At 47.2% G+C, this 24,577-nt stretch carries 22 protein-coding genes and 1 riboswitch; of the genes, 19 read left to right on the forward strand and 3 right to left on the reverse strand.

Going from position 1 to position 24,577, the window contains the following annotated elements; genetic code table 11:
• Positions 1–183: 183 nt before the first annotated feature.
• Positions 184–1,020 carry a late competence protein ComER gene (comER, locus tag ACH33_RS05195; protein ID WP_057898046.1) on the reverse strand — a complete coding sequence of 279 codons (837 nt, stop codon included), beginning with the start codon at positions 1,018–1,020 and terminating at the stop codon, positions 184–186.
• Between the two features lie 100 nt (positions 1,021–1,120).
• A complete protein-coding gene (locus tag ACH33_RS05200; RefSeq protein WP_057898047.1) occupies positions 1,121–1,369 on the reverse strand; it encodes a DUF2533 family protein in 249 nt (82 codons plus the stop codon).
• Between the two features lie 99 nt (positions 1,370–1,468).
• On the opposite strand from ACH33_RS05200, the gene ACH33_RS05205 reads away from it, so the two are divergent.
• From ACH33_RS05205 to holA, 9 genes are all read left to right on the forward strand, one after another.
• Positions 1,469–2,164 (forward strand): helix-hairpin-helix domain-containing protein, encoded by a 696-nt coding sequence (locus ACH33_RS05205; RefSeq protein WP_057898048.1) that lies wholly within the window; start codon positions 1,469–1,471, stop codon positions 2,162–2,164.
• A gap of 88 nt (positions 2,165–2,252) precedes the next feature.
• Positions 2,253–2,357: riboswitch (SAM riboswitch) on the forward strand.
• 104 nt (positions 2,358–2,461) lie between these two features.
• Complete coding sequence (locus tag ACH33_RS05210; RefSeq protein WP_057898049.1) at positions 2,462–3,760, forward strand: homocysteine synthase; 1,299 nt, start codon at positions 2,462–2,464, stop codon at positions 3,758–3,760.
• Positions 3,761–3,898: 138 nt separating this feature from the next.
• A complete protein-coding gene (locus ACH33_RS05215; protein ID WP_057898050.1) occupies positions 3,899–4,402 on the forward strand; it encodes a deoxycytidylate deaminase in 504 nt (167 codons plus the stop codon).
• A gap of 95 nt (positions 4,403–4,497) precedes the next feature.
• Complete coding sequence (locus ACH33_RS05220; RefSeq protein WP_162265000.1) at positions 4,498–5,091, forward strand: hypothetical protein; 594 nt, start codon at positions 4,498–4,500, stop codon at positions 5,089–5,091.
• Between the two features lie 101 nt (positions 5,092–5,192).
• Positions 5,193–5,828: a MazG-like family protein gene (locus tag ACH33_RS19815; RefSeq protein ID WP_057898052.1), complete on the forward strand. Its 636-nt coding sequence runs from the start codon at positions 5,193–5,195 to the stop codon at positions 5,826–5,828.
• A gap of 2 nt (positions 5,829–5,830) precedes the next feature.
• Positions 5,831–8,230: a DNA internalization-related competence protein ComEC/Rec2 gene (locus ACH33_RS05230; RefSeq protein WP_057898053.1), complete on the forward strand. Its 2,400-nt coding sequence runs from the start codon at positions 5,831–5,833 to the stop codon at positions 8,228–8,230.
• Positions 8,231–8,302: 72 nt separating this feature from the next.
• Entirely contained in the window at positions 8,303–8,845 is a 543-nt protein-coding gene (locus ACH33_RS05235) for an RNA polymerase sigma factor (protein ID WP_057898054.1), read from the forward strand.
• A gap of 1 nt (position 8,846) precedes the next feature.
• Complete coding sequence (locus tag ACH33_RS05240) at positions 8,847–10,112, forward strand: anti-sigma factor (RefSeq protein ID WP_057898055.1); 1,266 nt, start codon at positions 8,847–8,849, stop codon at positions 10,110–10,112.
• Positions 10,113–10,323: 211 nt separating this feature from the next.
• Complete coding sequence (holA, locus tag ACH33_RS05245; RefSeq protein WP_057898056.1) at positions 10,324–11,388, forward strand: DNA polymerase III subunit delta; 1,065 nt, start codon at positions 10,324–10,326, stop codon at positions 11,386–11,388.
• A 77-nt stretch (positions 11,389–11,465) separates the two neighbouring features.
• Here holA and rpsT read toward each other — a convergent pair whose 3' ends face one another.
• Positions 11,466–11,732, reverse strand: a complete 267-nt coding sequence (gene rpsT, locus ACH33_RS05250; RefSeq protein ID WP_057898057.1) for a 30S ribosomal protein S20 — start codon at positions 11,730–11,732, stop codon at positions 11,466–11,468.
• Between the two features lie 258 nt (positions 11,733–11,990).
• On the opposite strand from rpsT, the gene gpr reads away from it, so the two are divergent.
• From gpr to dnaK, 10 genes are all read left to right on the forward strand, one after another.
• On the forward strand, positions 11,991–13,100 hold the full coding sequence (gpr, locus tag ACH33_RS05260) for a GPR endopeptidase (RefSeq protein WP_057898059.1): 1,110 nt from the start codon (positions 11,991–11,993) through the stop codon (positions 13,098–13,100).
• 236 nt (positions 13,101–13,336) lie between these two features.
• On the forward strand, positions 13,337–14,518 hold the full coding sequence (gene spoIIP, locus ACH33_RS05265; RefSeq protein ID WP_057898060.1) for a stage II sporulation protein P: 1,182 nt from the start codon (positions 13,337–13,339) through the stop codon (positions 14,516–14,518).
• Between the two features lie 14 nt (positions 14,519–14,532).
• The gene (locus ACH33_RS05270; RefSeq protein WP_057898061.1) at positions 14,533–14,850 is read left to right on the forward strand and encodes a DUF3679 domain-containing protein; all 318 of its coding nucleotides are present in this window, start codon (positions 14,533–14,535) and stop codon (positions 14,848–14,850) included.
• 155 nt (positions 14,851–15,005) lie between these two features.
• Positions 15,006–16,118: a M24 family metallopeptidase gene (locus ACH33_RS05275; protein ID WP_057898062.1), complete on the forward strand. Its 1,113-nt coding sequence runs from the start codon at positions 15,006–15,008 to the stop codon at positions 16,116–16,118.
• A 67-nt stretch (positions 16,119–16,185) separates the two neighbouring features.
• Positions 16,186–18,000, forward strand: coding sequence for a translation elongation factor 4 (gene lepA, locus ACH33_RS05280; protein ID WP_057898063.1), 1,815 nt, complete (start codon positions 16,186–16,188; stop codon positions 17,998–18,000).
• Between the two features lie 106 nt (positions 18,001–18,106).
• A complete protein-coding gene (gene hemW / locus ACH33_RS05285; RefSeq protein ID WP_057898064.1) occupies positions 18,107–19,264 on the forward strand; it encodes a radical SAM family heme chaperone HemW in 1,158 nt (385 codons plus the stop codon).
• A gap of 72 nt (positions 19,265–19,336) precedes the next feature.
• Positions 19,337–20,371: a heat-inducible transcriptional repressor HrcA gene (gene hrcA / locus ACH33_RS05290; protein ID WP_057898065.1), complete on the forward strand. Its 1,035-nt coding sequence runs from the start codon at positions 19,337–19,339 to the stop codon at positions 20,369–20,371.
• A gap of 40 nt (positions 20,372–20,411) precedes the next feature.
• The gene (locus ACH33_RS05295) at positions 20,412–21,962 is read left to right on the forward strand and encodes a TCP-1/cpn60 chaperonin family protein (protein WP_057898066.1); all 1,551 of its coding nucleotides are present in this window, start codon (positions 20,412–20,414) and stop codon (positions 21,960–21,962) included.
• Positions 21,963–21,973: 11 nt separating this feature from the next.
• Entirely contained in the window at positions 21,974–22,591 is a 618-nt protein-coding gene (grpE, locus tag ACH33_RS05300; protein WP_057898067.1) for a nucleotide exchange factor GrpE, read from the forward strand.
• 119 nt (positions 22,592–22,710) lie between these two features.
• Positions 22,711–24,546: a molecular chaperone DnaK gene (gene dnaK / locus ACH33_RS05305; protein ID WP_057898068.1), complete on the forward strand. Its 1,836-nt coding sequence runs from the start codon at positions 22,711–22,713 to the stop codon at positions 24,544–24,546.
• Positions 24,547–24,577: the final 31 nt, after the last annotated feature.

Here is a 24,577-nt window from a genome sequence, read left to right on the forward strand (position 1 = left end):
AGCAGCCCGGGGGTTAAAGGGCGAGAAGCTGGATTCTATTCCTGTTGAAGCTTTGAAAGATGTTCAATTAGTAGTAAATGAGAAAGCTGCTGCGGGTTTTAGCCTTAAAATTTCTGACAAATTAAAAGCAGGCGCTCAGGTCGTTAAGTAATCTTCCGAGTGCGCAAAAAACTCCTTCCTTGTTCAATGGAAGGAGTTTTTTTGGTTGGTGAACATTTCCTGAACTTCCCGTACATCTATGTTGAACTTATTGTGCGTTGCTTCAATTAAATGTTTAAACACATCCTGTGTTTCTTCATCAAGCACGTGCAAGCCGATGCCGGTTACTCCACCTGGCACGCAAACTTTGGCCTGAAGTGTCGGCAGCGAAAAACGTCCGTCTTCAAGCAGGCGGCCAAGCCCGATAATCATCTCGGTCATTAATCTTGTAGCCTGCTCCTCCGTAATGGATGCATGATCGACCGCGCTGTCAATAAAGCGTTGCATTAGAAAGCTAAAAAAAGCTGGGCCGCAGCTTACAATATCCGAGGAAATTCGTGTTTGCGATTCTTCAATCTCTATAGGCGTACTGATGGCAGAAAGAAGTGTGAGCAGCAAGGTACGATCAGTCTGGGTTAAACGGGCACCGAACGTAATGAGTGAAGCACCGCTGAGCGCTGTATTCGTAATACTGGGAATGACACGGGCCACTTTGCAAGGAATATATGCTTCTAATTGTTGCACACCGACGGAACTTGTGATAGATAGAACAAGTTTATCGGGCGTCAAATGTTCGCCAATTTCGTCGAGTACCGTCCGATATTCCAGGGGCTTGGTGCACAGAAATAGAATGTCTGCTTTTTGGGCCACATTTATGTTAGTGCTAGCCTTGATGTCCGGGTGTTTTGCCGTGAGCGCATGTAGTTTTTCCGGTGTCCGATTGGCAACAGAGATTTGGGCGGGCAGAACAGCACCAGATTCGATAAAGGCTTCAATGAGGATTGTTCCCATACTTCCCGTTCCGATAAAGCCGATATGCATCTAAATCCCCCCGGCGATTATAATTATTTAATAAGTATGAGGGGAAAGAAAGATTTAGTACACATATTTTTCTAATTATGCTAAGATAGAGATGTGGTAATTATTTACAAATATTTTGTACCATTTCTTCCGTCACAAGTTTGCGCGGCGGAAGATGGTAACGTTGCGCAAGTTGATTAATTTGTTGTGTGATGTTATTAATCTCTTCCACGCTGATTTTTTCTCCGTTCTTGCATTGCTCTACCGCTTTTTCAATCCACATTTCCCGCACCGCATCCAGTTTGCGGTAGAGCGTAATATACTCAGCTTGCCTTGCGGAGTGGGCTGAAATTGCGTGATGAACACCCATTGTTTGCAATCCTCCTTTTTTAAGTGGCGATTTTCTGAATGTTTATATAAAAAGTATAGGCAAAAAGTTAGAAAACTACAAGTAAGGGAGAGAGATGCGGTGAAAAGCTGGTTTGTAGAAAAGAAAAAATGGATCAGTATTAGTATATGTCTTTTTATTTTGGGCAGTAGTATTTATTTTTATAATTACACTCAGGAGGAAACAGAAGCAAAAACGCTTCCGTTTTCTGAGCAACAAGCGGTTACGGGCTCCTCCGTTTTCACTGCCGGGGAGAACGATCAAACGGGAGATCCCATAGAAAAAGAGGAAAGCGCGCGCTCTCCTGCGCCATCCGTTCAGGCGACTGTCGTCGTTGATGTGAAGGGCGCGGTAGCGAAGCCAGGGGTATATACGTTACCGGCTGAGGCACGTGTGTATCAGGCCATCGGGATGGCGGGCGGATTGCTTCCGGAAGCGGATGCAAAGCAAGTCAACGGAGCGCAGCGGCTTGTTGACGGCATGCTCTTATATATTCCGATAAAAGGAGAAGAGGCTCTAATCGGTACAACGGGTCTGGCATCAGCAGGAACAGCTTCTGCGCCGGGCGCACCCGGGCAGGAGGAGAAAATTAATATTAATACAGCTACATTAGAGCAACTACAAACCATTCCTGGTATTGGGCCTGGAAAAGCAGCAGCTATTATTCAATACAGGGAAGAAAATGGCCTGTTCAGAACGGTAGAGGATTTAACAAAGGTAGCAGGAATTGGTCCGAAAACATTGGAGAAAATGCGCGCCAAAATTTCTGTACAATAAAAATCTTCAAATTAAGTTGACAGGTAGGAATAGTAAGGCTATAATAAAACCAGAATCAGCTCAAGCGAGAAAATTTTATATAAGACATCTCTTATCAAGAGCGGCGGAGGGACTGGCCCGATGAAGCCCGGCAACCGGCACGTATGTGCAAGGTGCTAATTCCAGCAAAGCAGCATGCTTTGGAAGATGAGAGCGATGATACATACCTGCGTAGAATCCTCTTCTTCCAAAGAAGAGGATTTTTCTTTTGGTTGGCATCGCCGAAAACAAAGAATGATGACAGGGAGGAAAAAGAGAATGGCAGAAGAACGCAAATTCAATTTCGAGACGGTATGCTTGCACGGAGGACAGGAAGTGGACCCGACGACGCTTTCGCGCGCGGTGCCAATTTATCAAACAACTTCTTATGTATTTAAAGACACGGAGCATGCAGCCAATTTGTTCGCATTGAAAGAATTCGGTAACATTTATACGCGCATTATGAACCCGACGCAGGATACGTTTGAGAAGCGGATTGCGGAACTTGAAGGCGGTGTGGGTGCGCTTGCGGTCGCTTCCGGTCAGGCGGCAATTACGTTCTCTATTTTAAACATCGCGCATGCGGGGGATGAAATTATCGCTTCCAGCAATCTATATGGCGGAACATACAACCTGTTCGCGCATACGTTTCCGAAGTTCGGCATAACGGTGAAATTCTTTGATCCGGAAGATAAGGATGCTATTCGTGCCGCGATCACGCACAAGACAAAAGCGCTTTATGCGGAAACGATCGGAAATCCACGCGCAGATATAGTTGATTTGGAAACATTAGCGGGCATCGCGCATGAGAACGGAATTCCATTTATTGTAGATAACACGTTTGCCACTCCGTATCTTTGCCGTCCGATTGAATTTGGCGCTGACATTGTTGTTCATTCTGCTACAAAGTTTATCGGTGGTCATGGTACCTCAATTGGAGGCGTGATTGTCGACTCCGGTAACTTTGACTGGAACAATGGCAAGTTCCCAGGGTTAACTGAGCCAGATCCGAGCTATCACGGTGTAGTATACACGGAAGCAGTCGGCAATCTTGCCTACATTATCAAAGCGCGCGTACAATTGCTGCGCGACTTTGGGGCAGCGATATCTCCGTTCAACTCTTGGTTATTCCTGCAAGGGTTGGAGACGCTTCATTTACGCATGGAGCGTCATGTGGAAAATACAAAAAAAGTAGCGGAATATTTGCAAGAAAACGAACTTGTTTCCTGGGTGAATTATGCAGGGCTTGAGAGCAGTCCTTATTATGAGCGCGCAAAGAAGTATTTGCCAAAAGGACCGGGTTCCATTTTCACGTTCGGCATTAAAGGTGGGCTGGAAGAAGGCAAACGCTTTATTAACAGCCTGAAGCTTCTTTCCCACTTGGCGAATGTTGGCGATGCCAAAACGCTTGTTATCCACCCTGCAAGTACGACGCATCAGCAGCTAACGGAAGAACAACAGCGCAGTGCGGGTGTTACGCCGGATATGATTCGTCTCTCTATCGGTATTGAAGCGGTAGATGATATTATTGCCGACATTGAGCAGGCGCTTAAAGCCAGCCAACTGGTGAATGCATAATCGTAGTTTGACGGAAGCAGAATAGTAATAAGTTTTAGAAGGGGTGAGGAAGAAGACTTTCTCTCCCTTTTTTCTTTCCGGTATTCTTTTTCGCAGGTTAGAATAGTAAAGAGAAAGAAACAGAAGAGAGGGAAAGATATGAGCCCACGGAAGACATGGGATGAATATTTTATGGATTTAGCGTATATGGCCGCGACCCGGGCCACATGTCCGCGCCGTCACGTTGGGGCGGTACTAACCAAAAATAAAAAAGTGCTGGGAACGGCCTACAACGGAAGCCCAAGCGGCGTTGAGTCTTGTCTTGATGTTGGATGTATGTTGCATACCTACTATGAGGTAGACGAACAAGGGAACAGCGTTGAGAAGCAAAAATGCATTCGCACCATTCATGCAGAGCAGAATTTGCTTTTGTTTACCGACCAGGAGGAACGGCAGGGAGCCACCATCTATGTCACGGATCAGCCGTGCTGGATGTGCGCTAATTTAATCGCCAACAGCGGCATCATCGAGGTGGTCTATCATCGGATATATTTGAAAGACTATGAGAAGGTAGCACATCTTTTTGAACAGAAGCAAATTATGTTTCGTCAGTTGCTTGAGTATACGCCTCCGGCCGGGGTTCAGATAGAAATTGTAGATTAGAATATTTTTTTATAAAAAGTGTAAAAATGTGGTATGGATGATAACTAAGGGGGTAAAGATGTAGCAAGAGGATATTTTTTTGAACTATAAACGAGGTGATTTTAATGCAACCGAATGTCGCAACGATCCGTGGCGTATGTGATAATTTCCAAGCTCCTCAGGAAAGAACAGATGATGTGTATCGCATTGTGGAAGAAGCGAAATCCCGTTCCGAAATAACGGTAGAAGAAAAGAAAACGATGCAGGGCACATTGTTGCTCGGCTTTTATACGGAACACGGCGTCTTTCGTTTGGTTGTACAAGCAGGTCTGCCGATTAAAGGCCGTCTTTATATCAATGGTATTACGGAAGAGGAAATGATGAGCAATCCTCTTATTCGTCTGTTTTATGGTTCTATTTACCTGATGGGAGCGAGCGGCATGCTTCGTCTGTATGAGGAAGGAGTAAGCAGAGATATTCACTTCCGCGAGGGACGTATCTATGAAAGCAACGGATTGGGCGAGGAGAAAGAGTTGTCGAACATACTGGTGGATCAGTATATCGATCGGCAAATTTTAGAAGGTCGCATTAATTACCTGCTGGAGAAGTTGAATGATTGTATGATACATAACAAAGAACCTCACGTGCATATCATCAAGCAAGAGTTGTGTCTGCTCACTGATCAATGGAATGAGCTACAGAATTATTAGAAGGAAAGAGGAAAAAAACTTCTTCCTTTTTTTTACATTTATCTTGATTTTTATGATACAATAGAAAGAAAAAACGTATAGGGGAGAAAGGGGAAAGTAAAATGGAGATCGTACTTCCCAGGCTAAATCGACTCGTTCCTTCGCTGGAGTCGACTTTTCGCAAGCTGGTGGAAGAACAGGGAGAGCTCAGTGAAGCCATCCTTTGCTGGATGGATGAACAGGGAACACCACGGGCGCGAGAAGCGTTGCAAAACGTAGCCGGTGAATTGCTCGATGTCGCTCAAACTTGTATTTCTATGACATTTGTTCTGGAAGATTTAGCGCCTGAGGTGCGCTTGGAAGATATGATTGATGACCATCTGGCCAAACTGTTGCGCAAAGGGTATTTGGAAAGCGTAGCTGGTGATGTATATATTAAAGTGAATGAAGAAGGATTTCGGGCAATGAGTTTGCCGCGTCTTACCATTCCTGGTGTTACGCTTGACAGTACAGTATTAAATATTTCTGTCGCTATCGGGCGGTTTGCCCAATGGATCGGTAAGTTTCGCGGTGCTAGCGGAGAGAAGCGGGTTCATACAGATGAACAAATTTTAAAAGGGTGCGGTTTAAATCTTCTGCATATTGCCCAGTGTTGCTTTACAATGTTATACATATTGGAAGAGACTTTTTTGATGGATATTGATGCGCTGATGCGTGCGCATGTGGAAAAGTTGAAGAAGCGCGGGTATGTGAAATAAGAATGAGGCAACGGGCGCTTTTTTTCTGCGGTTTGTACATGCTGAGCGGGTTGGTGTGTGCTTCTCAGTTTGTCAACAGCGCCCGTTTAGGTTGCGGTTTGCTGTTAGGGTTTATAATCGTGGGGATATTGCCTGTTTTCAAGAATAAGGCATACTATAAACTTGTTGTGACGGGACTTTTGTTCTTTATCACAGGATTTTCTTGGTATTTGTGGATCGAAAAACATAATGTGAGCATTTTACCAGATGAAACGAACGCAGCATTTGCGGGAGAGATTCAGAGCGCAGTGATGTTTGATGGAGATCGCTGCAAATTTATTTTGCGCATTCATGTACTTAATGGGAAAGCCTTAGAAGTTCCAGAGCTGGTGCAGACAACGATTTATTTTCGGAATGAGGCGAGCCGAAGGCAGGCGGAGAAAGTTCTCAGCTATGGAGCAACCTTGAGCGGAAAAATAGAAATCGAACGTCCGGCCCCTCCTACAAACCCGGGCGCTTTTGACTACCCAACGTATCTCCATAGAAAGCATATTCATCGGATTGGAAAGATATGGGATGTTGAAAGTTTATCCTACGGACATGCACCAATCGGATTTACAGGATTGATGATGTCCTGGCAGAAAAAGCTGGCGAATCGGGCTTTCGAATTATATCATCCGACATCAGCGGGCTTGCTTTCAGGAATGTTACTCGGAGCGGTGGATCGTGTAGACCCGGAATTGTACACTACATTTTCTTCGCTTGGGCTTACCCATGTGATTGCGATTTCTGGGCAGCACATTACGCTTCTTGTTGTCGCACTTGTTTACGTTTTACGTTTATTCGGCTTTACCCGGGAGCGTTCTTATTTGCTTACCGCGTGTTTGTTGCCGGTATACGTAGTAATGACCGGTTCCAGCGCTTCGGCAGTACGTGCGCTTATCATGGGTGAACTGGCCTTGTTTGCGCTTCTTATGCGCCGGGCAAAAGATGGCTGGAACCTTTTGGGTGCTTCCTTTTTATGTATGGCGCTTGCCAACCCCTATTATATTCATGATGTAGGGTTTCAACTGTCTTATCTTGTTACTTTTGGATTGCTTTCCTTTGTACCGCCGTTGATGCGTAAGCTTCCCTTTAAACGGGACGGAGTACGGGGTCTTGCTGCGGTGACATTAGCAGCTACACTTGTTTCTTTTCCGCTGACGATTTATTACTTTCACGTTTATTCTTTTCTTTCACCTCTGGTCAATTTTTTGTTTGTTCCCTTTATAAGTATCATGATCGCGCCGATGGCCGCTATTTCATTTATGCTGGGGATGATCCATCCAGCTTTCGGGTTCTTGCCGGCAAAAGTGGTGGACACGCTCCTGCTTCCAGTTTTACAGCTGTTGGATAAGGCTGAAGAATGGCGGAGTTTTCGTTTTGTTTTTCGTTCGCCATCTTTGTTTTGGATAGGTGGATATACGTTCTGGCTTCTCTTTCTCCTTGGATGGTTGTATGATAAAATAGCCCTTAATTGGAAAAATGTGATGATTTTTGCATCTTTTTCTTTCCTTTTGTTCGGAACTCTTTTTATTTCTTGGGAAAGAAAAGGGGTGACCATTACATTTTTGGACATCGGACAAGGAGACGCTATCGTCGTCGAAACTCCGCGCAATGTTGTGCTTATTGATGGAGGAGGACCGCTGCCGGAGGGGAATAAAAAGCCATGGCAGCGGCGAAGAGACCCGTTCAATCCAGTCAAATCCGTCGTTATGCCGTTTCTTTATTCGCGGGGGATTTCTACCATTGACTTGCTGGTGCTTACGCACGGAGATAGCGACCATGTTGGGGGGATGCCGTATTTGCTAAATCATATTCGCGTTAAACAGGCCATGGTAAATGGTTTGCCTGCAAAGACAGAAATCGAAGCAGAAATAAACCGATTGTTTAAAGAAAAACGCATTTCTGTCAGGAAAGCCGAACAGGGGCAGGTGTGGAGGGAGGAACCAGAGATCGTATGGCGCGTTCTTAATCCTGCTTCCGCGCCTTCATCCACTGGAGAAGACAATGCAAATTCGGTTGTGTTGTTACTTCAAGCCTACGGTGTGCGCATGTTGTTTACGGGCGATCTGGAAAAGGATGGGGAACAACGTCTATTAAGCGAAGCGAACATTGGCCGGGTGGATGTGCTTAAAGTTGGGCATCATGGCAGCAAAAGTTCGACTTCGGAAAATTGGGTGAACTATCTTAAGCCGAAGCTGTCTGTGATTTCCGTAGGGAAGAAGAACCGTTACGGCCACCCACACCGTGAAGTGATAGCAAGACTTGCTGCGCTGGATAGCATTATTTTACGGACGGACATATGCGGGGCGATCACTGTTTATGTGCGGGATGGCATAGTTATATATAGAACTTTTGGGAAATCTACGGCGTGCAGATAGATAAAATTTATGATTTGCGCAACATTTAGCATATACCTTACGTCTTAAAAGTATGAGAGGGGAGGCACGGGCGTGGTTGATGCAGAGTTAATACGCTCCGCCCAGAACGGGGATCGGAAGGCTCTTGTGCAATTACTGGAGTCCATAGAGCATTCTGTGTATCGTACCGCGTTTTATATACTGGGAAACGAGCATGATGCACTAGACGCTTCCCAAGAAGCGCTGATTCGAATTTATACGAAAATCGATACATACCAGGAGAAGGCAAAGTTTTCCACTTGGGTACAGCGTATCGTTACCAATATATGCATCGATAAATTTCGTAAAAAGAAAGAAACTGTCTCAATTGATCAGCATGAGCTTACGCTTTACGATTCGCATGATGTAGAGCGTGAAATAGAGCGGGCAGGAGTTGCTGAAGAAGTAAGGGAAGCTATCAAGCGGCTACCCGAGCATCAACGCACTGTTGTTACATTGCGCTATCTTCAGGATTTATCATATGGTGAGATTGCGGAAGTTATGGATATGCCTTTGAATACCGTTAAGTCATACCTTTATCGGGCCCGGCAGCATCTTCAGGAATTGCTGCATGAATATCAGAAAGGTGGTGTGTAGAGTGAGTTGCGAAGAAGCTTATGAGTGGATGCAGCGCGATTTGGATGGCGAGCTTGATGATGCCGAGAAAGAAGAATTATTGCGGCACTATACGTCTTGTCCAGCATGTGCTTTGTTGTACGAGCGTTTACACTCTCTATCTACCTATCTTGAACAATTACCGATAGTAGAGCCACCGTTTAGCATTGTCCAATCTATTTTGCCACAGCTTGATGAAATCGACCGAACGCGCCAGCTCTCTCCTTCCGACCGTGAGCAAGTTGCTTCCGTGGAGGTTTTGCCGAAAAAGAAGAAAAGGGCGATTTGGTACCGCTATATCGGCACGGCGACGGCAGCAGGCTTGCTGATTTCGGCTATCATTTTTACGCTTGATCAGACGACGATGAAACAATCGCTTTTGGAGACCAATGTGCAGAGTTTGACGAAGGAAAATCCGGGAATATCAACTGCTATGAAAGCAAAAGAAGAAAGAACGGAACCACAGCAGGAGAAAGATATCCAGCAAGGAGGGCAAAAAATTGCTTTGCGCTCTCCCGCTTCTGATAAAGCAGAAGTAAATACAGCCGCTTTTGGAGAATCTTCAGCCCCGGGACATTCTTTAGCGGAGAAGCGCCAAAATTCCGGGAATTTATCCGATAGTCTTTCTTCTGCCAAGCAAACAAAGGCACATGAGGCGACGCCACAGGCTGGACCGAAACGCGATTCCACACCGCAAGTGTCGTTAGCTCAGCCGAACTCTGAAGCGCAAGCGGAGGTTGCTAAGGCAGATGAACCAAGAGAGGATGCGGAACCCAGACAAGAAGTCGCCATAGCCAAAGCGACGGAGCCTCAGGAAGATAATAAAACGTTTGCTGCTAAATCTAGTGAGGCTTCCTCGCTAAAGAAAGATGCTACGACTGAACATCCGCCGATGCTTATGGGTGAGAAAAAGGTTGCTATCGCAGAGGGACAGGCGCAAGAAAAAGAAGGAACGGGAGCAAACAATGCATATAAGCCGCCCGGAAAACCGTCTCCTAGCCGAGAGTTTTTTGTGAGCAAGAACGGCAATCGGTTGCTTGTGCGTGATGGAACAGGGCATATTGAGTTTGTGACGCATACATGGCCTGATGTGTATAACGTCTCCTATTATTGGATTAACGACAAGCAAATTTTGTATAAACTTGAGTATATTTCTCGTCCAGGTACGGAAGACGCGCCGGTACCTGAACCGCAGGAATGGTTAATTGACCTCGAAAAAAATATTGAACATCCAATTTTTAATAAATAAGCACGCTTTTTTGTTTATTGCGTATGATGTAGTAAAAGCGACAGTGCTTATCGCTCGGGGGTCAGGAAAAGGGCCCGCTTGGTTCTCGAGCGTTTACATATACGCATAGCCTTCTATAGGCCATGGCACGTGGTTTTGCCATGGTTTTTTTATTTGTCCGCATTCAACCTGATATAATACGATAGATGAGAGGAGAGTGGGGTGACAAGAGATGCAGATTCGGCAGGTGATACGGGAAATTAAGCAAGGAAAGGTGGCGCCAGTGTATGTATTGTACGGAAGCGAGCAATATATGATGGACGAGCTGGTGAGGCTGATTGAAGAACGGATGCTGGATGATGCGAGCCGCGATTTTAATTATAGCGTGTACGACTTGCGAGAAATTCCGGTGCAGGTTGCGCTCCAAGATGCGGAAACGTTTCCTTTTATGGGTGAAAAAAGGGTTGTGCGGGCTTCGCACGCGCTGTTTTTAACCGGGGTGAAGTTGCCGTCCGGTGCGCCAGAACATGATTTGGAGGCGCTTGTACAATACGCGAATCATCCGCCTGAACATTCTGTTCTGATTCTTGAAGTAGCACAGGATAAGCTAGATGAGCGAAAAAAAGCGGTAAAAGCATTGAAGCATAACGGCATCGTTCTTGAATGTGCGCCGTTAAAAGAAGCAGAACTGGCGGATTGGGTTGTGCGGCAGGCCAAGCGGTATCATGTCCACATGGAAGTGGCTGCGGCGGAGCTTTTGATCGCGATGAGCGGCACGCAATTGCGCCAACTGGATAAAGAGGTCGAGAAAATGGCAATGTATGTCGGCGAAGGTGAAGAAATCACCAAGCAGACGGTTGAAATGCTGGCGACTCGGGAATTAGAACATGATATTTTCCGTTTAATTGATAAAGTTGCACGCCTCGAAATTGAGGATGCCGTTCAAATATATTATGATTTGCAGCGGATAAATGTTGGAAGCAGCGAAACGAAAGGAGAAGGGGAACCATTGAAAATCCTGGCTTTGCTGGCGCGGCAGTTCAGGATTTTGTTGCAGATAAAGACGCTTAAGTCGCGCGGCTATTCTCCACAACAAATGGCCGCTATGCTTGGGATTCATCCGTATGTCGCCAAACTTGCCGTTGAGCAGGCGCGGGCATTCAGTGAACAAGCGCTTAGAAAAATTTTGCACAGACTGGCTGAAGAAGATATCCGGATTAAAACCGGGCAAATTGATAAAGTGCTTGCGCTGGAGCTTTTTATTCTTGGATTGAAAGATATCATGCATGCTTCCTGAGCGCAGCAACAGAAAAAGCGACCTTATATACAGGTCGCTTTTTCTTGATATGAATGCATTCATATATGCATATATGGTTATGCGGACAAACCGTTAACCTTCTTCGCCAGACGAGATTTCTTGCGGGCAGCCGCGTTTTTATGGATGAGACCTTTAGTTACAGCCTTATCCAAACGTTTGCTTGCGATTTGCAACGCGGTTTTAGCTGCTTCCACATCGCCTGCTGCTATAGCAACCTCCACGCCTTTGATCGCGGTGCGAAGAGCGGATTTTTGAGCGGCACGGTGTGCACGGCGCTTTTCAATCTGTTTTGTACGCTTAATTGCAGATTTAATGTTTGGCATTAGATTCACCTCCTTGGTGCATCCGATACGTCATTATAAAGTCAACAAATGAAATTGTATCATGTACGCCAAACGTTTGCAAGAAAGTTTTTGTTTTCCTTTTGCCGCTTACGTAGCAAAAATGCCTGCTTTGTATCGCCTTGGACGGCTTCGCAAAACATCTGGGCCGCTCGGGCGCATTTGTCTTGTACAGGTTTTCGATAGAACTTTAGTATAAAGGAGAAGGGAACGGGAAAGCATGGAAACGAGGTGATATGCATGGATAAACATCTTGATTTAAGCATATATAGTGTACGAACTGACCTGGCGTTGGAAGCACGGGAGATGGCGGAACAAGAACAAGCAGGTGAGTTGAATGGCATCCGATTCCACAGCGAAGAAGAAGGCGGAATTACCGTTTCGAAAATGGTAGTAGAAACGATGGAAGGCGCGAAGCGTATCGGAAAGATGCCGGGCCGGTACGTTACCCTTGAAGTTCCCGGTTTACGAAGCCAAGACTCCGAACTTCAGGATAGAGTGGCAACACGGTTTGCGCAAGAGTTTCATACGTTTCTGAGCGAGACGGGGATTAAGGAGAACGACAGTGCTTTGATCGTAGGACTTGGCAACTGGAACGTGACGCCGGACGCAGTCGGGCCGCTTGTGGTAGAAAATGTTCTTGTCACTCGTCATTTGTTTGAATTGATGCCGGAACAGGTGGAAGAAGGGTATCGGCCGGTCAGCGCCATTTCGCCTGGCGTTCTGGGGATTACCGGTATTGAAACGAGCGAGATTGTATATGGGGTCGTAGAAAAGACAAAGCCTGATTTTGTGATTGTAATTGATGCGCTTGCGTCACGCGCACTTGAAAGAGTAAACACCACGATTCAGATTTCAGATACAGGTATCAGCCCGGGCTCAGGCGTTGGTAATAAGCGAAAACCGCTAACCAAAGAAACGCTCGGCATTCCAGTTATCGCTGTTGGTGTACCTACGGTCGTTGACGCTGTGACCATCGTTCATGATACGATTTCGTATATTTTGGGTCATCTGGGGCGTCAGCTGAAAGAAGCGAAAAACCCGAAACCGTCCAGCCGTCTGCTGCCGCGCGGCTTTCAGTTTCCTGGCAAAGTGAAGCGATACACAGAAGAGGACATGCCGGACGCGGAGGAGAAACAAGCCATTCTTGGCATGATCGGCGGACTGGAAGAAAATGAAAAGCGGCAGCTTATTCATGAAGTACTCGCCCCGCTCGGCCACAATTTAATCGTGACCCCGAAAGAAATAGATGATTATGTAGAAGATATCGCTAACGTTGTTGCGAACGGGCTTAATGCTGCTTTGCACGGTTCCATTGATATGGACAATGTGTCGGCATACACGCATTAAGGTGTATTGACTTGATACATCAACCCTATTTCATGGCGCGTAGCAGGAATGGCGAAATACGAAAATGGATAGACCATAGACAAAGAAGTGAGAAACTGGGAGAAATATCCTTTTTCTCACTTCTTTATTTTTTATGTCTTTCTTTGTTCTATAAAAGACTCACGATTCATAGATTTAGTAGAGAAATCGATGAAGACAATGGACAACCTTTGAACAGCGGGAAAGGAGAGTATGGCATGTACAGAAGATATCGCGGTTTTGTCGTGAATTTGTACGGGGCAGGCATGCAGAGAAGTTTTGTTATCCTTTCGCTGGGAACGGCGGTTATTTTTATATTCATGGGTATTTTGTTCGTCTCGCAGGCGGATAGACGGCTTTCTTCGCAACATATCGGAAAAATGACGGTAGCGATGTCGAACAGTGTGCTTCTTCATACGATGGGCTACGAAATTCCTTATTTCAAGACGATGGCGAAACATGGAGAAAATATTGATGTATCTTCCCTTGCATTTCGGCTTGTAACAAGTATTAATTTGAAAGATCCGCGCAGCTTTCTCGGAAACGAGTTGCCGGGCTTTAGCTTATATGATACGGAAGTACTGGTCTCGGGAAAGGAATTAGCATTGAGCGAGTTGCCGTTTGAATCTTCGCCGCCGCCAGAAGCGCTGAAGGATGCACCGGGTGAGGTGAGAGAAGCGACTTCGGAAAAAGAAGCACCGCCAAATGGGGAGCCGCTGTCTACCAACGGCCAAAAAGTTTTTTTCATTTATAACACGCATAACAGGGAATCATGGGTACACGCGGTGCCGAAAGCGCGCAAGCAAAACGATCCGAATTTGGCGATGGATTCAAAAGTGAATGTTACCCTCATAAGCAAGCGCTTGGCACAGTCGCTTGAAAAAAACGGGATCGGCTCTTCTGTAGGGAAGACGGATTTTACAGGTCGTTTGATTGATCGTCATGCTTCGTACGCGCTTTCTTATGCGGAATCGTTAAAAACGGTCAAGGAGGTGATGACCGAAAACAGAAGCTTGAATTATTTTATCGACATTCACAGGGATTCGCTGCGCCGTGATTCAACAACGGTAAAAATTAATGGAAAAACGTATGCACAACTTCATTTTGTCATCGGTATGCGTAACAAAAACTGGGAGAAAAATCAGCAATTCGCCCTTAAGATACACAATGCGGTCGAAAAGAAATATCCTGGTCTCTCTAAAGGTATATTTGGCAAAAAAGGTGGGAATGGTGAATATAACCAGTCCGTTTCTCCCAATGCTATCCTGATCGAAGTAGGTGGTGTGGACAATACCTTAGAGGAATGTTACCGCACGGCTGACGCGTTAGGGGATGCGATTGCTGAAATATATTGGGAAGCGGAGAAAGTCAATGCGAAAAAGAAGCCGAAACAGTCCTGACAGGAGGGAGCACGGTGAAGCTGGCCGCCAAATTCTTTTTGCTTGTCGGTGTTTTGTTCGCAGGGGTTCTATGCGGCATCAATCTGGCGGAGAAAGGTATCCAGCGTATTGAAGGCGCCTCTGACCAACCGTTGAAAGGATTTTATGTTAAAAAAGTGGAGGACGGGCGTTTTGAAGTTGAAGTTTTGGGGAAGCAGATAATTTCCGAGCAATCGTTTTCAGATGTCAAAGCGACAGGCGAGAACTGGGTAAGCCAGTTGGGAAACAAAATGCGTAATTGGGTGGTTGCAATAACGCGCAATATGATGGAGTGGATTATGGATAAGCTGTAAAGGAAGCAATCGCTGGAGCGGTTGCTTTTTTACATTGTAGTGCGTATAAAACAGCAAGTTTTTCTTACCTGGATTGGAAGGGAGGAAGAGGAAGCGTACGGAATATGATAAGATTGCATGGAGGAGGAACTTTACTTAAGGCAGGGGGAAGGCCAATGGACGTGTACGGAACAAGAATCGATAGATTGCGTAAGGAGTTGGAAGGTCGGGGCGCGGATGCGGCATTGCTTACATCGCCTTTGTCCGTAGCGTATCTAACCGGCTTTGTTTGTGATCCACACGAACGTTTTATGGCTCTTTTGTTGCAGGAAGATAAAGCAGTATTATTCGTGCCTTTACTTGAACTTGAAAAAGCCGAAAACGCATTGAGCGCAACAGGTGCAATCGAGGGAGAAATTATCGGCGTACGGGATACGGATGAGCCATTCGCTTTGGTAAAACAAAATATGAAGGGAGCCGTTCGGCGGATGGCGGTTGAAAAGAAATATATGAGGCTGAGTCAAGCTGAACGTTTGATGGCTGTGTCTCCTGGTTTGCAGATGCTTGATGCGGGCCATATCATTGCAAAGATGCGGAACAAAAAAACGCAGGAAGAAGTTGAGCGCATCCGCGCAGCAGTACAGCTTGTTGAAGATGTGCTTGCGGAGGGATTAACACGCGTCAAAGCAGGCATAACGGAACTTGAGCTTGTTGCTGAACTGGAATACATTATGAAACAGAAAGGCGCGGATGCGCCTGCATTTGACACGATGGTGTTGGCAGGGGCGAATTCAGCGTTACCGCATGGTGTTCCGGGAAAGACGATCGTGCAGGAAGGCGGATTTTTGCTGTTTGACCTTGGCGTATTGAAAGACGGATACTGTTCCGATATTACCCGCACATTTGTTATAGGGGAGCCGAGTGCGGAAATGGAGAAGATATATGATACGGTTCTGCGTGCCGAAGAAGCGGCGCTTCGTGCGGTACGGGTCGGACGGCCTCTGGCTGAAGTCGATAAAGCCGCTCGTAATATAATCAATGCGGCCGGTTACGGGCCGTATTTTACGCATCGGGTCGGTCATGGGCTCGGCATGGAAGTGCATGAATACCCGTCTGTACATGGAACAAATGAAGAATTGATAGAACAAGGCATGGTCTTTACTATTGAACCCGGTATATATGTCCCAGGTGTGGGCGGCGTGCGAATTGAAGACGATGTGTATGTGGCGGCGGATGGTGCCCAAACGCTTACTGCTTTTCCGAAAGCGCTGACCAAGCTTGAGATTTGAATTGCTGTTCTATTCAGCACCTGATATAATAGTACTTAGTGCATTTTTTCCTCGTGGGAGGTATCGTATGGATCGCAGACAAAGACAGCAAAAAATCCGGAATTTTTCCATTATCGCCCACATTGACCACGGTAAATCAACCTTGGCTGACCGTATTCTTGAATTTACCGGGGCGCTAAGCGAGCGGGAGCGAGAAGATCAGTTCCTGGATCAAATGGAATTGGAAAAGGAGCGCGGCATTACGATTAAACTGAATGCCGTACAATTGAAATATAAAGCGAAAAATGGAGAAGAATATATTCTTCACCTGATTGATACGCCGGGGCACGTCGATTTCACGTACGAAGTATCACGTAGTCTGGCAGCCTGCGAAGGCGCGCTGCTCGTCGTGGACGCCGCCCAGGGCATTGAGGCGCAGACGCTGGCGAACGTGTACCTTGCACTTGACAATGATCTAGAAATCCTTCCGGTTATTAACAAGATTGATTTGCCCAGCGCGGAACCGGATCGGGTGAAGCAGGAGATTGAAGATGTCATTGGTCTTGATGCGAGTGAAGCGGTGCTCGCGTCGGCAAAAGCAGGCATTGGAATCGAAGAAATTTTGGAACAAATCGTGGCGAAAGTGCCTGCGCCGAGCGGCGATCCGGACGCCCCTTTAAAAGCGCTCATTTTCGACTCGGTGTACGATCCGTACCGCGGGGTTATCGCTTTCGTGCGGGTTGTGGATGGTACGGTGAAAAAAGGTTCCAAAATCAAAATGATGGCGACTGGCAAAGTGTTCGAAGTGACGGAAGTCGGCACGCATGCGCCGTTCCCGAAACAGGTTGACGAACTGACCGTAGGCGATGTAGGGTTTATTGCGGCGAGTATCAAGAGCGTACGCGACACGCGTGTCGGGGATACGATTACGCTGGCGGACACCCCGGCGGATGAGCCGCTGCCGGGTTACCGTAAAGTAAACCCAATGGTGTTCAGCGGCATATATCCTGTGGATAGTGCCGATTATAATGACTTGCGCGAAGCGCTCGAAAAACTGCAACTAAACGATGCATCGTTGCAGTTTGAGCCGGAAACGTCACAGGCGCTCGGATTCGGCTTCCGCTGCGGTTTTCTTGGCATGCTGCATATGGAAATCATTCAGGAGAGAATCGAGCGCGAGTTCGATATCCCGATTATTACGACCGCGCCCAGCGTTGTTTATCATGTGACGAAAACGGATGGACAGAAGATTGCGATTGAAAATCCGTCCCATATGCCGGAGCAGCAGAAAATCGATTTCATTGAAGAGCCGTATGTAAAAGCAACGGTTATGGTGCCGAAAGATTATGTGGGTGCCATCATGGATTTGTGCCAGCGCAAACGCGGCGAATTCGTTGATATGCAATATATTGATGAGACGCGCGTGCAACTCGTGTATGAGATGCCGCTCGCTGAAATTGTATTTGAGTTTTTTGATCAGCTAAAGTCCAGCACAAAAGGATACGCTTCATTTGACTATGAATTGTCTGGCTATAAGAAGTCAAAGCTTGTCAAAATGGACATCCTGCTTAACGGTGAAGTGGTGGACGCCCTGTCTGTTATCGTGCACCGCGACAGTGCGTACCAGCGTGGCCGCGTGTTGTGCGAGAAGCTGAAAGAGCTGATTCCGCGTCAGATGTTCGAGGTACCGGTTCAGGCGGCTATCGGGCACAAAATTATTGCGCGCGAAACGATCAAGGCGATGCGCAAAAATGTGCTTGCAAAATGTTACGGCGGGGACGTTTCCCGAAAACGCAAACTGCTGGAAAAGCAAAAAGAGGGCAAGAAGCGCATGAAAGCCATCGGAAGCGTGGAAGTACCGCAGGAAGCGTTCATGGCGGTGCTTAAGATGGACGGTAATTAATCAGAAACAGGCCATATACAAGGAGCGGAGGGTAAAAAGGAAAAGAGCCTTTTTGCTCCCCGCTCCTTTGCTATAGTTAATTATGATAGAAAGGTAGTGCGGCAGAATGCAAACGAAGGCCGTTTATATTCATATTCCGTTTTGTACAAATAAGTGCTACTATTGTGATTTTAATTCGTATGTAACTAAGAACCCGCAATTAATTTGGGAGTATTTATATGCGCTTGAAAAAGAGATGAAAGAAACTGTGCGTCAGTTTCCGCCGGGCGAAATCAAAACGATTTTTGTCGGCGGGGGAACTCCTACGTTTCTTGACACGAAGCAGATGGAATATTTTCTTGAAATAGTGGCGCGTTATTTCCCAAAGCGGAGCGCTGATCTTGAATTCACGATGGAAGCGAACCCTGGAACGACGGATATGGAAAAGCTAATCGTCATGAGGCATGGCGGTGTAAACCGCATTAGCTTTGGTGTTCAATCGTTTGATGACGAATTGCTCAAGCGTATTGGCAGGATTCATGATAGTGAACAGGTGTTGCGGAGTATTGCAAATGCAAAAGCAGCCGGGTTTCAAAACCTTTCCATTGACCTGATTTTCGGTCTGCCTGATCAGACTGTGGAACAGTTTCGAGATACGCTGGATCAAGCATTTGCCCTTGATCTGCCCCATTTCTCCTCTTATAGCTTAAAGGTGGAAGAGAACACGCTTTTTTATACGCTGTATGAAAAAGATCAATTGCCGCTTCCGACCGAGGAAGAGGAAGTAGCAATGTATGAATTGCTCATGGAAGAGATGGCGAGGCACGGCTTGCTTCAGTATGAAATCAGCAATTTTGCTCGTCCAGGCTGGGAGAGTCGCCATAATATGACATACTGGCACAATGAATATTATTATGGCATAGGAGCTGGAGCGCACGGCTACATAAACGGTGAACGGCATGTCAACGCCGGACCGTTGAAACAGTATATACAGCTTGCAGGTGAAAAAGGATTGCCGCGCGTAGAGCAATTTGCGGTAAGCCGGACGGAAGCGATGGAAGATCATATGATTATGGGGTTGCGTATGATGCGGGGAGTATCGGCGTCCGAGTTTCAAAAACGGTACGGTACGACGCTGGAGGAACAGTTTGGCTCTGTAATTAAAGAATTGATCGAACTTGGACTGGTGGAATGGAACGGTGAGATGCTGCGGCTGACAAAGCGCGGCATTCCGCTTGGAAACGAGGTGTTTGCCAGATTCCTGGGGCTGGTTGACAAAGTTTGATATCCTTTGGTATGTTTGAAGTAAGCTTTTTAGCACTCGAACTATCTGAGTGCTAACAAGGGAGGAAACGATATGCTCACGGAACGGCAGCAGTTAATTTTGCGAGCAATTATCGATAACTATATACGTTCCGCGGAACCGGTTGGTTCACGCACGATTTCGAAACGGGAAGATATTGGATACAGTTCTGCTACGATTCGCAATGAAATGGCAGATTTGGAAGAGATGGGATATTTGGAGCAGCCACATACGTCAGCCGGGCGTATCCCTTCCAATAAAGGATACCGTTTCTATGTGGATCAGCTTGTTCATATGCCGTTTATGCGAGCAGAAGACGCCCAGCACATTCGCCGTGTGTTCGCGGAGAAGTTTTATGAGTTCGAGCAGGTGATGAACCAGGCGGCGTCCATTCTCTCCGGTCTTACGAACTATACGTCTATCGTGCTTGGACATGAGATAAAATCATCCCGGCTTAAGACGATTCAAATGATTCCGCTGTCTTCGCATTCTGCGGTGGTCATCCTGGTAACGGATACCGGAAAAGTGGAAAACAAAACGATCTCACTTCCAAAAGAAATAGAAATCGGAGAAGTGGAACGTGTCGTCAATTTGCTGAACGCAAAGCTTATGGGTGTGCCGATGGCGGAGCTACGGAACAGACTTCATACGGAAGTCGCCAAGGAATTGGGGCGCTATATCCAACAGTGTGAATATTTTATATCGCTTCTTGAAGAGGCGCTGAAACATGAGCCCGATGATCATATCGTGTTGAAAGGCACGACGAATATCATGATGCAGCCTGAGTTTCGCGATGTAGATAAAGTAAGGGATATTTTGACACTTTTTGAGCAGAATGAAATGGTAGTACGCTTGTTTGACTCTCAGGAAAGGGGCTTGCAGGTGCGCATCGGCTCTGAGAACAAAGAACAGGCTGTTAGCGGGTGCAGCATTATTACGGCCACATATCATCTTGATGGCCAGCCGGTAGGCACTGTCGGCATTCTCGGCCCGACCCGCATGGAATATGGCCGGGTCATGGCCATTTTGAACGAACTGGCCGATAATTTAACAAACGCGTTTGAACGCTTTTACAAATCCGGGGCGTAAGGTGCGTCCCGGAAAAATTTGCGAATAAAAGGGGATGCTTATGGCTTCACATCCGACTGAGCGGGATGGCTCAGGAGATGAACGATTATCCACCTTGCTTCATAATATGAATGCAGTACAGGCGATTGCGAGCGCCGTCGAAGGGACGATCGGCCCTAAAGGCTTGGATACGATGCTTGTTGATGAAGAAGGCGGCGTCATTATTACGAATGACGGTGTCACTATTCTTGAAGAGATGGAAGTCAGACATCCGGCCGCACGTCTGATGATTGGGCTTGCCCGCTCCCAGCAAAGGGAGGTGGGCGATGGGACGACAACCGCTACCCTGCTTGCTGCGGCACTGGTGACGGAAGGTGCAGCTCAGGTTCAACGGGGGGTTCCGGTTGCCAAAGTTATTGCCGGCATTGAATTGGGGATTAACGAAGCGGTGGCGAAGCTGAAAGAAGCAGCACTGCCCATTGAAGCTTTTGAGGATGAGCGCCTGTTTCATATTGCGTATATCGCGGGAAGGGAACAGGAAGACATTGCTCGGCTTGTTATTGAAGGGGCTAAGTTAATCGGACGCGATAAGATGCTGGAGCCGGACTTTGCGTTCAGCGAATTGGTCACGGCGGGGGAAGGCGCGGAAAACGAAGTGCTGAATGGTGTTATTATTCATCAGCGCCCGTTGTCGCGCGAGATGCCGAAACGGTTGGACAATGTTTGTTTGTTCGTGCTGAACGACGCGCTCGCACCGGAAGAAATGGACGATGAAGCGCTCGGCACTGAGATTGGCTTTCAGCGGTATTTACAGTTAAAAGAAGAGTACCGGCGTAACCTGAAAAAACTTCTTGAACTGGGGGTAAACGCGGTAGTGCTTGATCGTAGCTGTGACAGCATGGCGGAAGAATTTTGCCTCGATCACGGTATTGTTGTCCTGCACCGCGTTTTTCGTTCAGAGCGAGAGCGCGTCGCCCGTTATACAGGAGCGCGTTCACTAAAGCGTATCGCCCTTAATAAAAGTGTAGAGGAGCTATCGCACTCACTTGGTTACGCGGAACATTTGGAATATGATGAAACGCTTGGTCAGGTGCGTGTTATAGGGGGCCGGGGCATCCCGACGGCAACTATGGTCATCGGCGCTTCCACAGGTGAAGTTGTCGGCGAAAGGGAACGGATTGCCAAAGATGCGGCGGCCGCCGTACAGGCGGCGCTCAGGGGAGGATATCTTCCCGGTGGCGGCAGCCTGGAGTTATTTTTGTCGCGCCATCTTGAGGAATGGCGCACGTCCGTTCAAGGAATGGAAGGGTTCGGAGTGGAAGCGGTGGCCGCTGCCCTTCGCAAACCGTTTGCCCAGATGATTCGCAATGCTGGCTTTAATCCGCTGGAGAAAATTGAGCAGGTAAAAGCGGCACAGGCTAAGGCAGATTCGTCGAGCATCGGGCTTGATTTCGATACTGGGCATTGTGCGGATATGCTGGAATCCGGGGTGGTCGATCCTGCGCTGGTTAAGCTGCATGCGCTAAAAACTGCAGGGGAGGTTAGCCGCGCGATTCTGCGCATACATACTGTAATCAGAAAAAAGTCTCCAGCTATACCATCAAATGAATAGGGGGAAGTGCTGTGACTGAAGAAAACAAAAATCCAGATGAGTTTATGGAAGAGACGGTAAAACAGGAAGAGCAAGGGGCCGAGCTGACAGAATTCTCTCAGTCTGAAGAAGCCGCAAACGTAGAAGAAGCGGCTGTAGAGCAAGCGGAAGCCGTTGAAGTGCCGCGCGAACAGGAGCTACAGGCGCAAATCCAACAGCTTCAAGCGGAAAAAGATGAGCTATATAACAAATATTTACGTGCTCAGGCGGATTTACAGAACTTCCGCATACGCGTCAATCGGGAAAAAGAGCAAATGATGAAATATCAGTCCCAGCGCGTTATTGAAGCCCTTTTGCCTGTGGTAGATAACTTTGAGCGTGCGATTGCGGCGAGCAAAGATGCGAAAGACGCGAGCGCTCTTGCTGAGGGCATTGAAATGGTGTTTCGCCAGCTTCAGCAGGTCTTAGAACAGGAGGGCGTGACGACAGTGCCGGGCGTCGGCGAACCGTTCGACCCGAATATGCACCAAGCGGTCATGCAGGAAGAAAGTGATGAGTATGAATCTGGCATTATCATCGAAGAGTTTCAGAAAGGCTACAAGTTGAAAGATCGTGTGATTCGTCCATCCATGGTTAAGGTGAGTTCTTAAGCGCACTTTGTGAAGCCTTTTATGTGACTTAGTAAGATATATGCAAGGTAGGTTGTTAATTTTTTGTTTTCATTGATTGTATGAATGCAAATATACTAGGAAAGGTTGGTAGGACTTTCATGGCTAAAGTAATCGGGATTGATTTAGGTACGACAAACTCTTGCGTAGCGGTAATGGAAGGTGGCGAGCCGGTTGTTATTCCGAACCCGGAAGGAAACCGCACCACTCCTTCCGTGGTAGCGTTCAAAAACGGCGAGCGCATCGTGGGTGAAGCTGCGAAGCGTCAAGCGATTACGAACCCGGACAACACCGTTATTTCCATCAAGCGCCACATGGGCACAAATTATAAGGTAAATCTTGAGGGGAAAGAGTACACGCCGCAAGAAATTTCCGCGATGATTCTACAAAAGCTGAAAGCGGACGCGGAAAGCTATCTTGGCGAACCGGTAACACAGGCCGTTATTACCGTTCCGGCCTACTTTAACGACAGTCAGCGCCAGGCGACAAAAGACGCTGGTAAAATTGCGGGTCTAGAAGTTCTGCGTATTGTCAACGAGCCAACTGCGGCTGCTCTCGCCTACGGTCTTGAGAAGGAAGAAGACCAAACCATTCTCGTATATGACCTTGGCGGTGGTACGTTCGATGTTTCTATCCTTGAGTTGGGCGACGGTTTCTTTGAAGTAAAAGCGACGAGCGGGGACAATCAGCTCGGCGGTGACGACTTCGACCAAGTGATCATCGATTACCTTGTGAGTGAATTTAAGAAAGAACATGGCATTGACTTGTCCAATGACCGCATGGCGATGCAGCGTCTGAAAGATGCCGCTGAAAAAGCGAAGAAGGATCTTTCCGGCGTATTAACAACTACGATTTCGCTTCCGTTCATTACGGCGGACGCAACCGGTCCGAAGCATCTGGAAGTAAACTTAACGCGCGCGAAATTTGAAGAACTGAGCGCTCACCTTGTGGAACGTACAATGAAACCGACCCGTCAGGCATTGTCTGATGCGGGCTTGAACCCGTCCGACATTGATAAAGTAATCCTGGTTGGCGGTTCTACGCGCATTCCGGCCGTTCAGGAAGCGATTAAAAAATTCATCGGTAAAGAACCGCACAAAGGCGTAAATCCGGATGAAGTCGTAGCGCTTGGTGCGGCCGTTCAAGCAGGTGTACTGACAGGCGATGTAAAAGACGTCGTTCTGCTGGACGTAACGCCGTTGTCCCTTGGTATCGAAACGTTGGGTGGCGTAATGACGAAACTAATCGAGCGCAATACGACGATCCCGACAAGCAAGTCGCAAGTATTCTCCACTGCGGCTGACAACCAGACAGCTGTAGATATTCATGTGTTACAGGGTGAGCGTCCGATGGCGGCTGACAACAAAACATTGGGTCGCTTCCAGCTCACGGATATTCCGCCGGCTCCGCGCGGCGTGCCGCAAATCGAGGTTACGTTTGACATCGACGCGAACGGTATCGTCAATGTGTCGGCGAAAGACCTAGGCACGGGCAAACAACAAAAAATCACGATTACGTCTTCCTCTGGTCTGAGTGAAGAAGAAATTGAGCGCATGGTACGAGAGGCGGAAGAGAACGCCGAATCCGACAAGAAGCGCAAAGAGCAGGTTGAACTGCGCAATGAAGCGGATCAAATGATTTTTGCGACCGAGAAAACATTAAAAGAGCTTGGAGACAAGGTAGATCAAGCTGAAATCGACAAAGCGAACGCGGCAAAAGACAAGCTGAAAACTGCGCTTGAAGGTTCCGATATTGAAGCGATCCGCACCGCGAAAAATGAACTGCAAGAAGTGGTACAGCAACTGTCCGTAAAACTGTATCAGCAAGCGGCGCAACAGGCGCAGGCAGCTCAGGGCGCGGAAGACACTGCACAGAAAAAGGACGATAATGTAGTGGATGCCGACTATACAATCGTTGACGAGGATGAAAAAAAATAATCAAGTGATCGAAAAGTCAAAGTCAGGGGCA

The sequence above is a fragment of the Aneurinibacillus sp. XH2 genome (genome assembly GCF_001439585.2).
In the GTDB taxonomy this organism is placed as follows: Bacteria; Bacillota; Bacilli; order Aneurinibacillales; family Aneurinibacillaceae; genus Aneurinibacillus; species Aneurinibacillus thermoaerophilus.

Coding starts and splice junctions, on each gene's coding strand:
- comER (WP_057898046.1), bottom strand. CDS start 1,020: ATGCATATCGGCTTTATCGGAACGGGAAGTATGGGAACAATCCTCATT.
- ACH33_RS05200 (WP_057898047.1), bottom strand. CDS start 1,369: ATGGGTGTTCATCACGCAATTTCAGCCCACTCCGCAAGGCAAGCTGAG.
- ACH33_RS05210 (WP_057898049.1), top strand. CDS start 2,462: ATGGCAGAAGAACGCAAATTCAATTTCGAGACGGTATGCTTGCACGGA.
- ACH33_RS05215 (WP_057898050.1), top strand. CDS start 3,899: ATGAGCCCACGGAAGACATGGGATGAATATTTTATGGATTTAGCGTAT.
- ACH33_RS19815 (WP_057898052.1), top strand. CDS start 5,193: ATGGAGATCGTACTTCCCAGGCTAAATCGACTCGTTCCTTCGCTGGAG.
- ACH33_RS05230 (WP_057898053.1), top strand. CDS start 5,831: ATGAGGCAACGGGCGCTTTTTTTCTGCGGTTTGTACATGCTGAGCGGG.
- holA (WP_057898056.1), top strand. CDS start 10,324: ATGCAGATTCGGCAGGTGATACGGGAAATTAAGCAAGGAAAGGTGGCG.
- rpsT (WP_057898057.1), bottom strand. CDS start 11,732: ATGCCAAACATTAAATCTGCAATTAAGCGTACAAAACAGATTGAAAAG.
- gpr (WP_057898059.1), top strand. CDS start 11,991: ATGGATAAACATCTTGATTTAAGCATATATAGTGTACGAACTGACCTG.
- spoIIP (WP_057898060.1), top strand. CDS start 13,337: ATGTACAGAAGATATCGCGGTTTTGTCGTGAATTTGTACGGGGCAGGC.
- ACH33_RS05275 (WP_057898062.1), top strand. CDS start 15,006: ATGGACGTGTACGGAACAAGAATCGATAGATTGCGTAAGGAGTTGGAA.
- lepA (WP_057898063.1), top strand. CDS start 16,186: ATGGATCGCAGACAAAGACAGCAAAAAATCCGGAATTTTTCCATTATC.
- hemW (WP_057898064.1), top strand. CDS start 18,107: ATGCAAACGAAGGCCGTTTATATTCATATTCCGTTTTGTACAAATAAG.
- hrcA (WP_057898065.1), top strand. CDS start 19,337: ATGCTCACGGAACGGCAGCAGTTAATTTTGCGAGCAATTATCGATAAC.
- ACH33_RS05295 (WP_057898066.1), top strand. CDS start 20,412: ATGGCTTCACATCCGACTGAGCGGGATGGCTCAGGAGATGAACGATTA.
- dnaK (WP_057898068.1), top strand. CDS start 22,711: ATGGCTAAAGTAATCGGGATTGATTTAGGTACGACAAACTCTTGCGTA.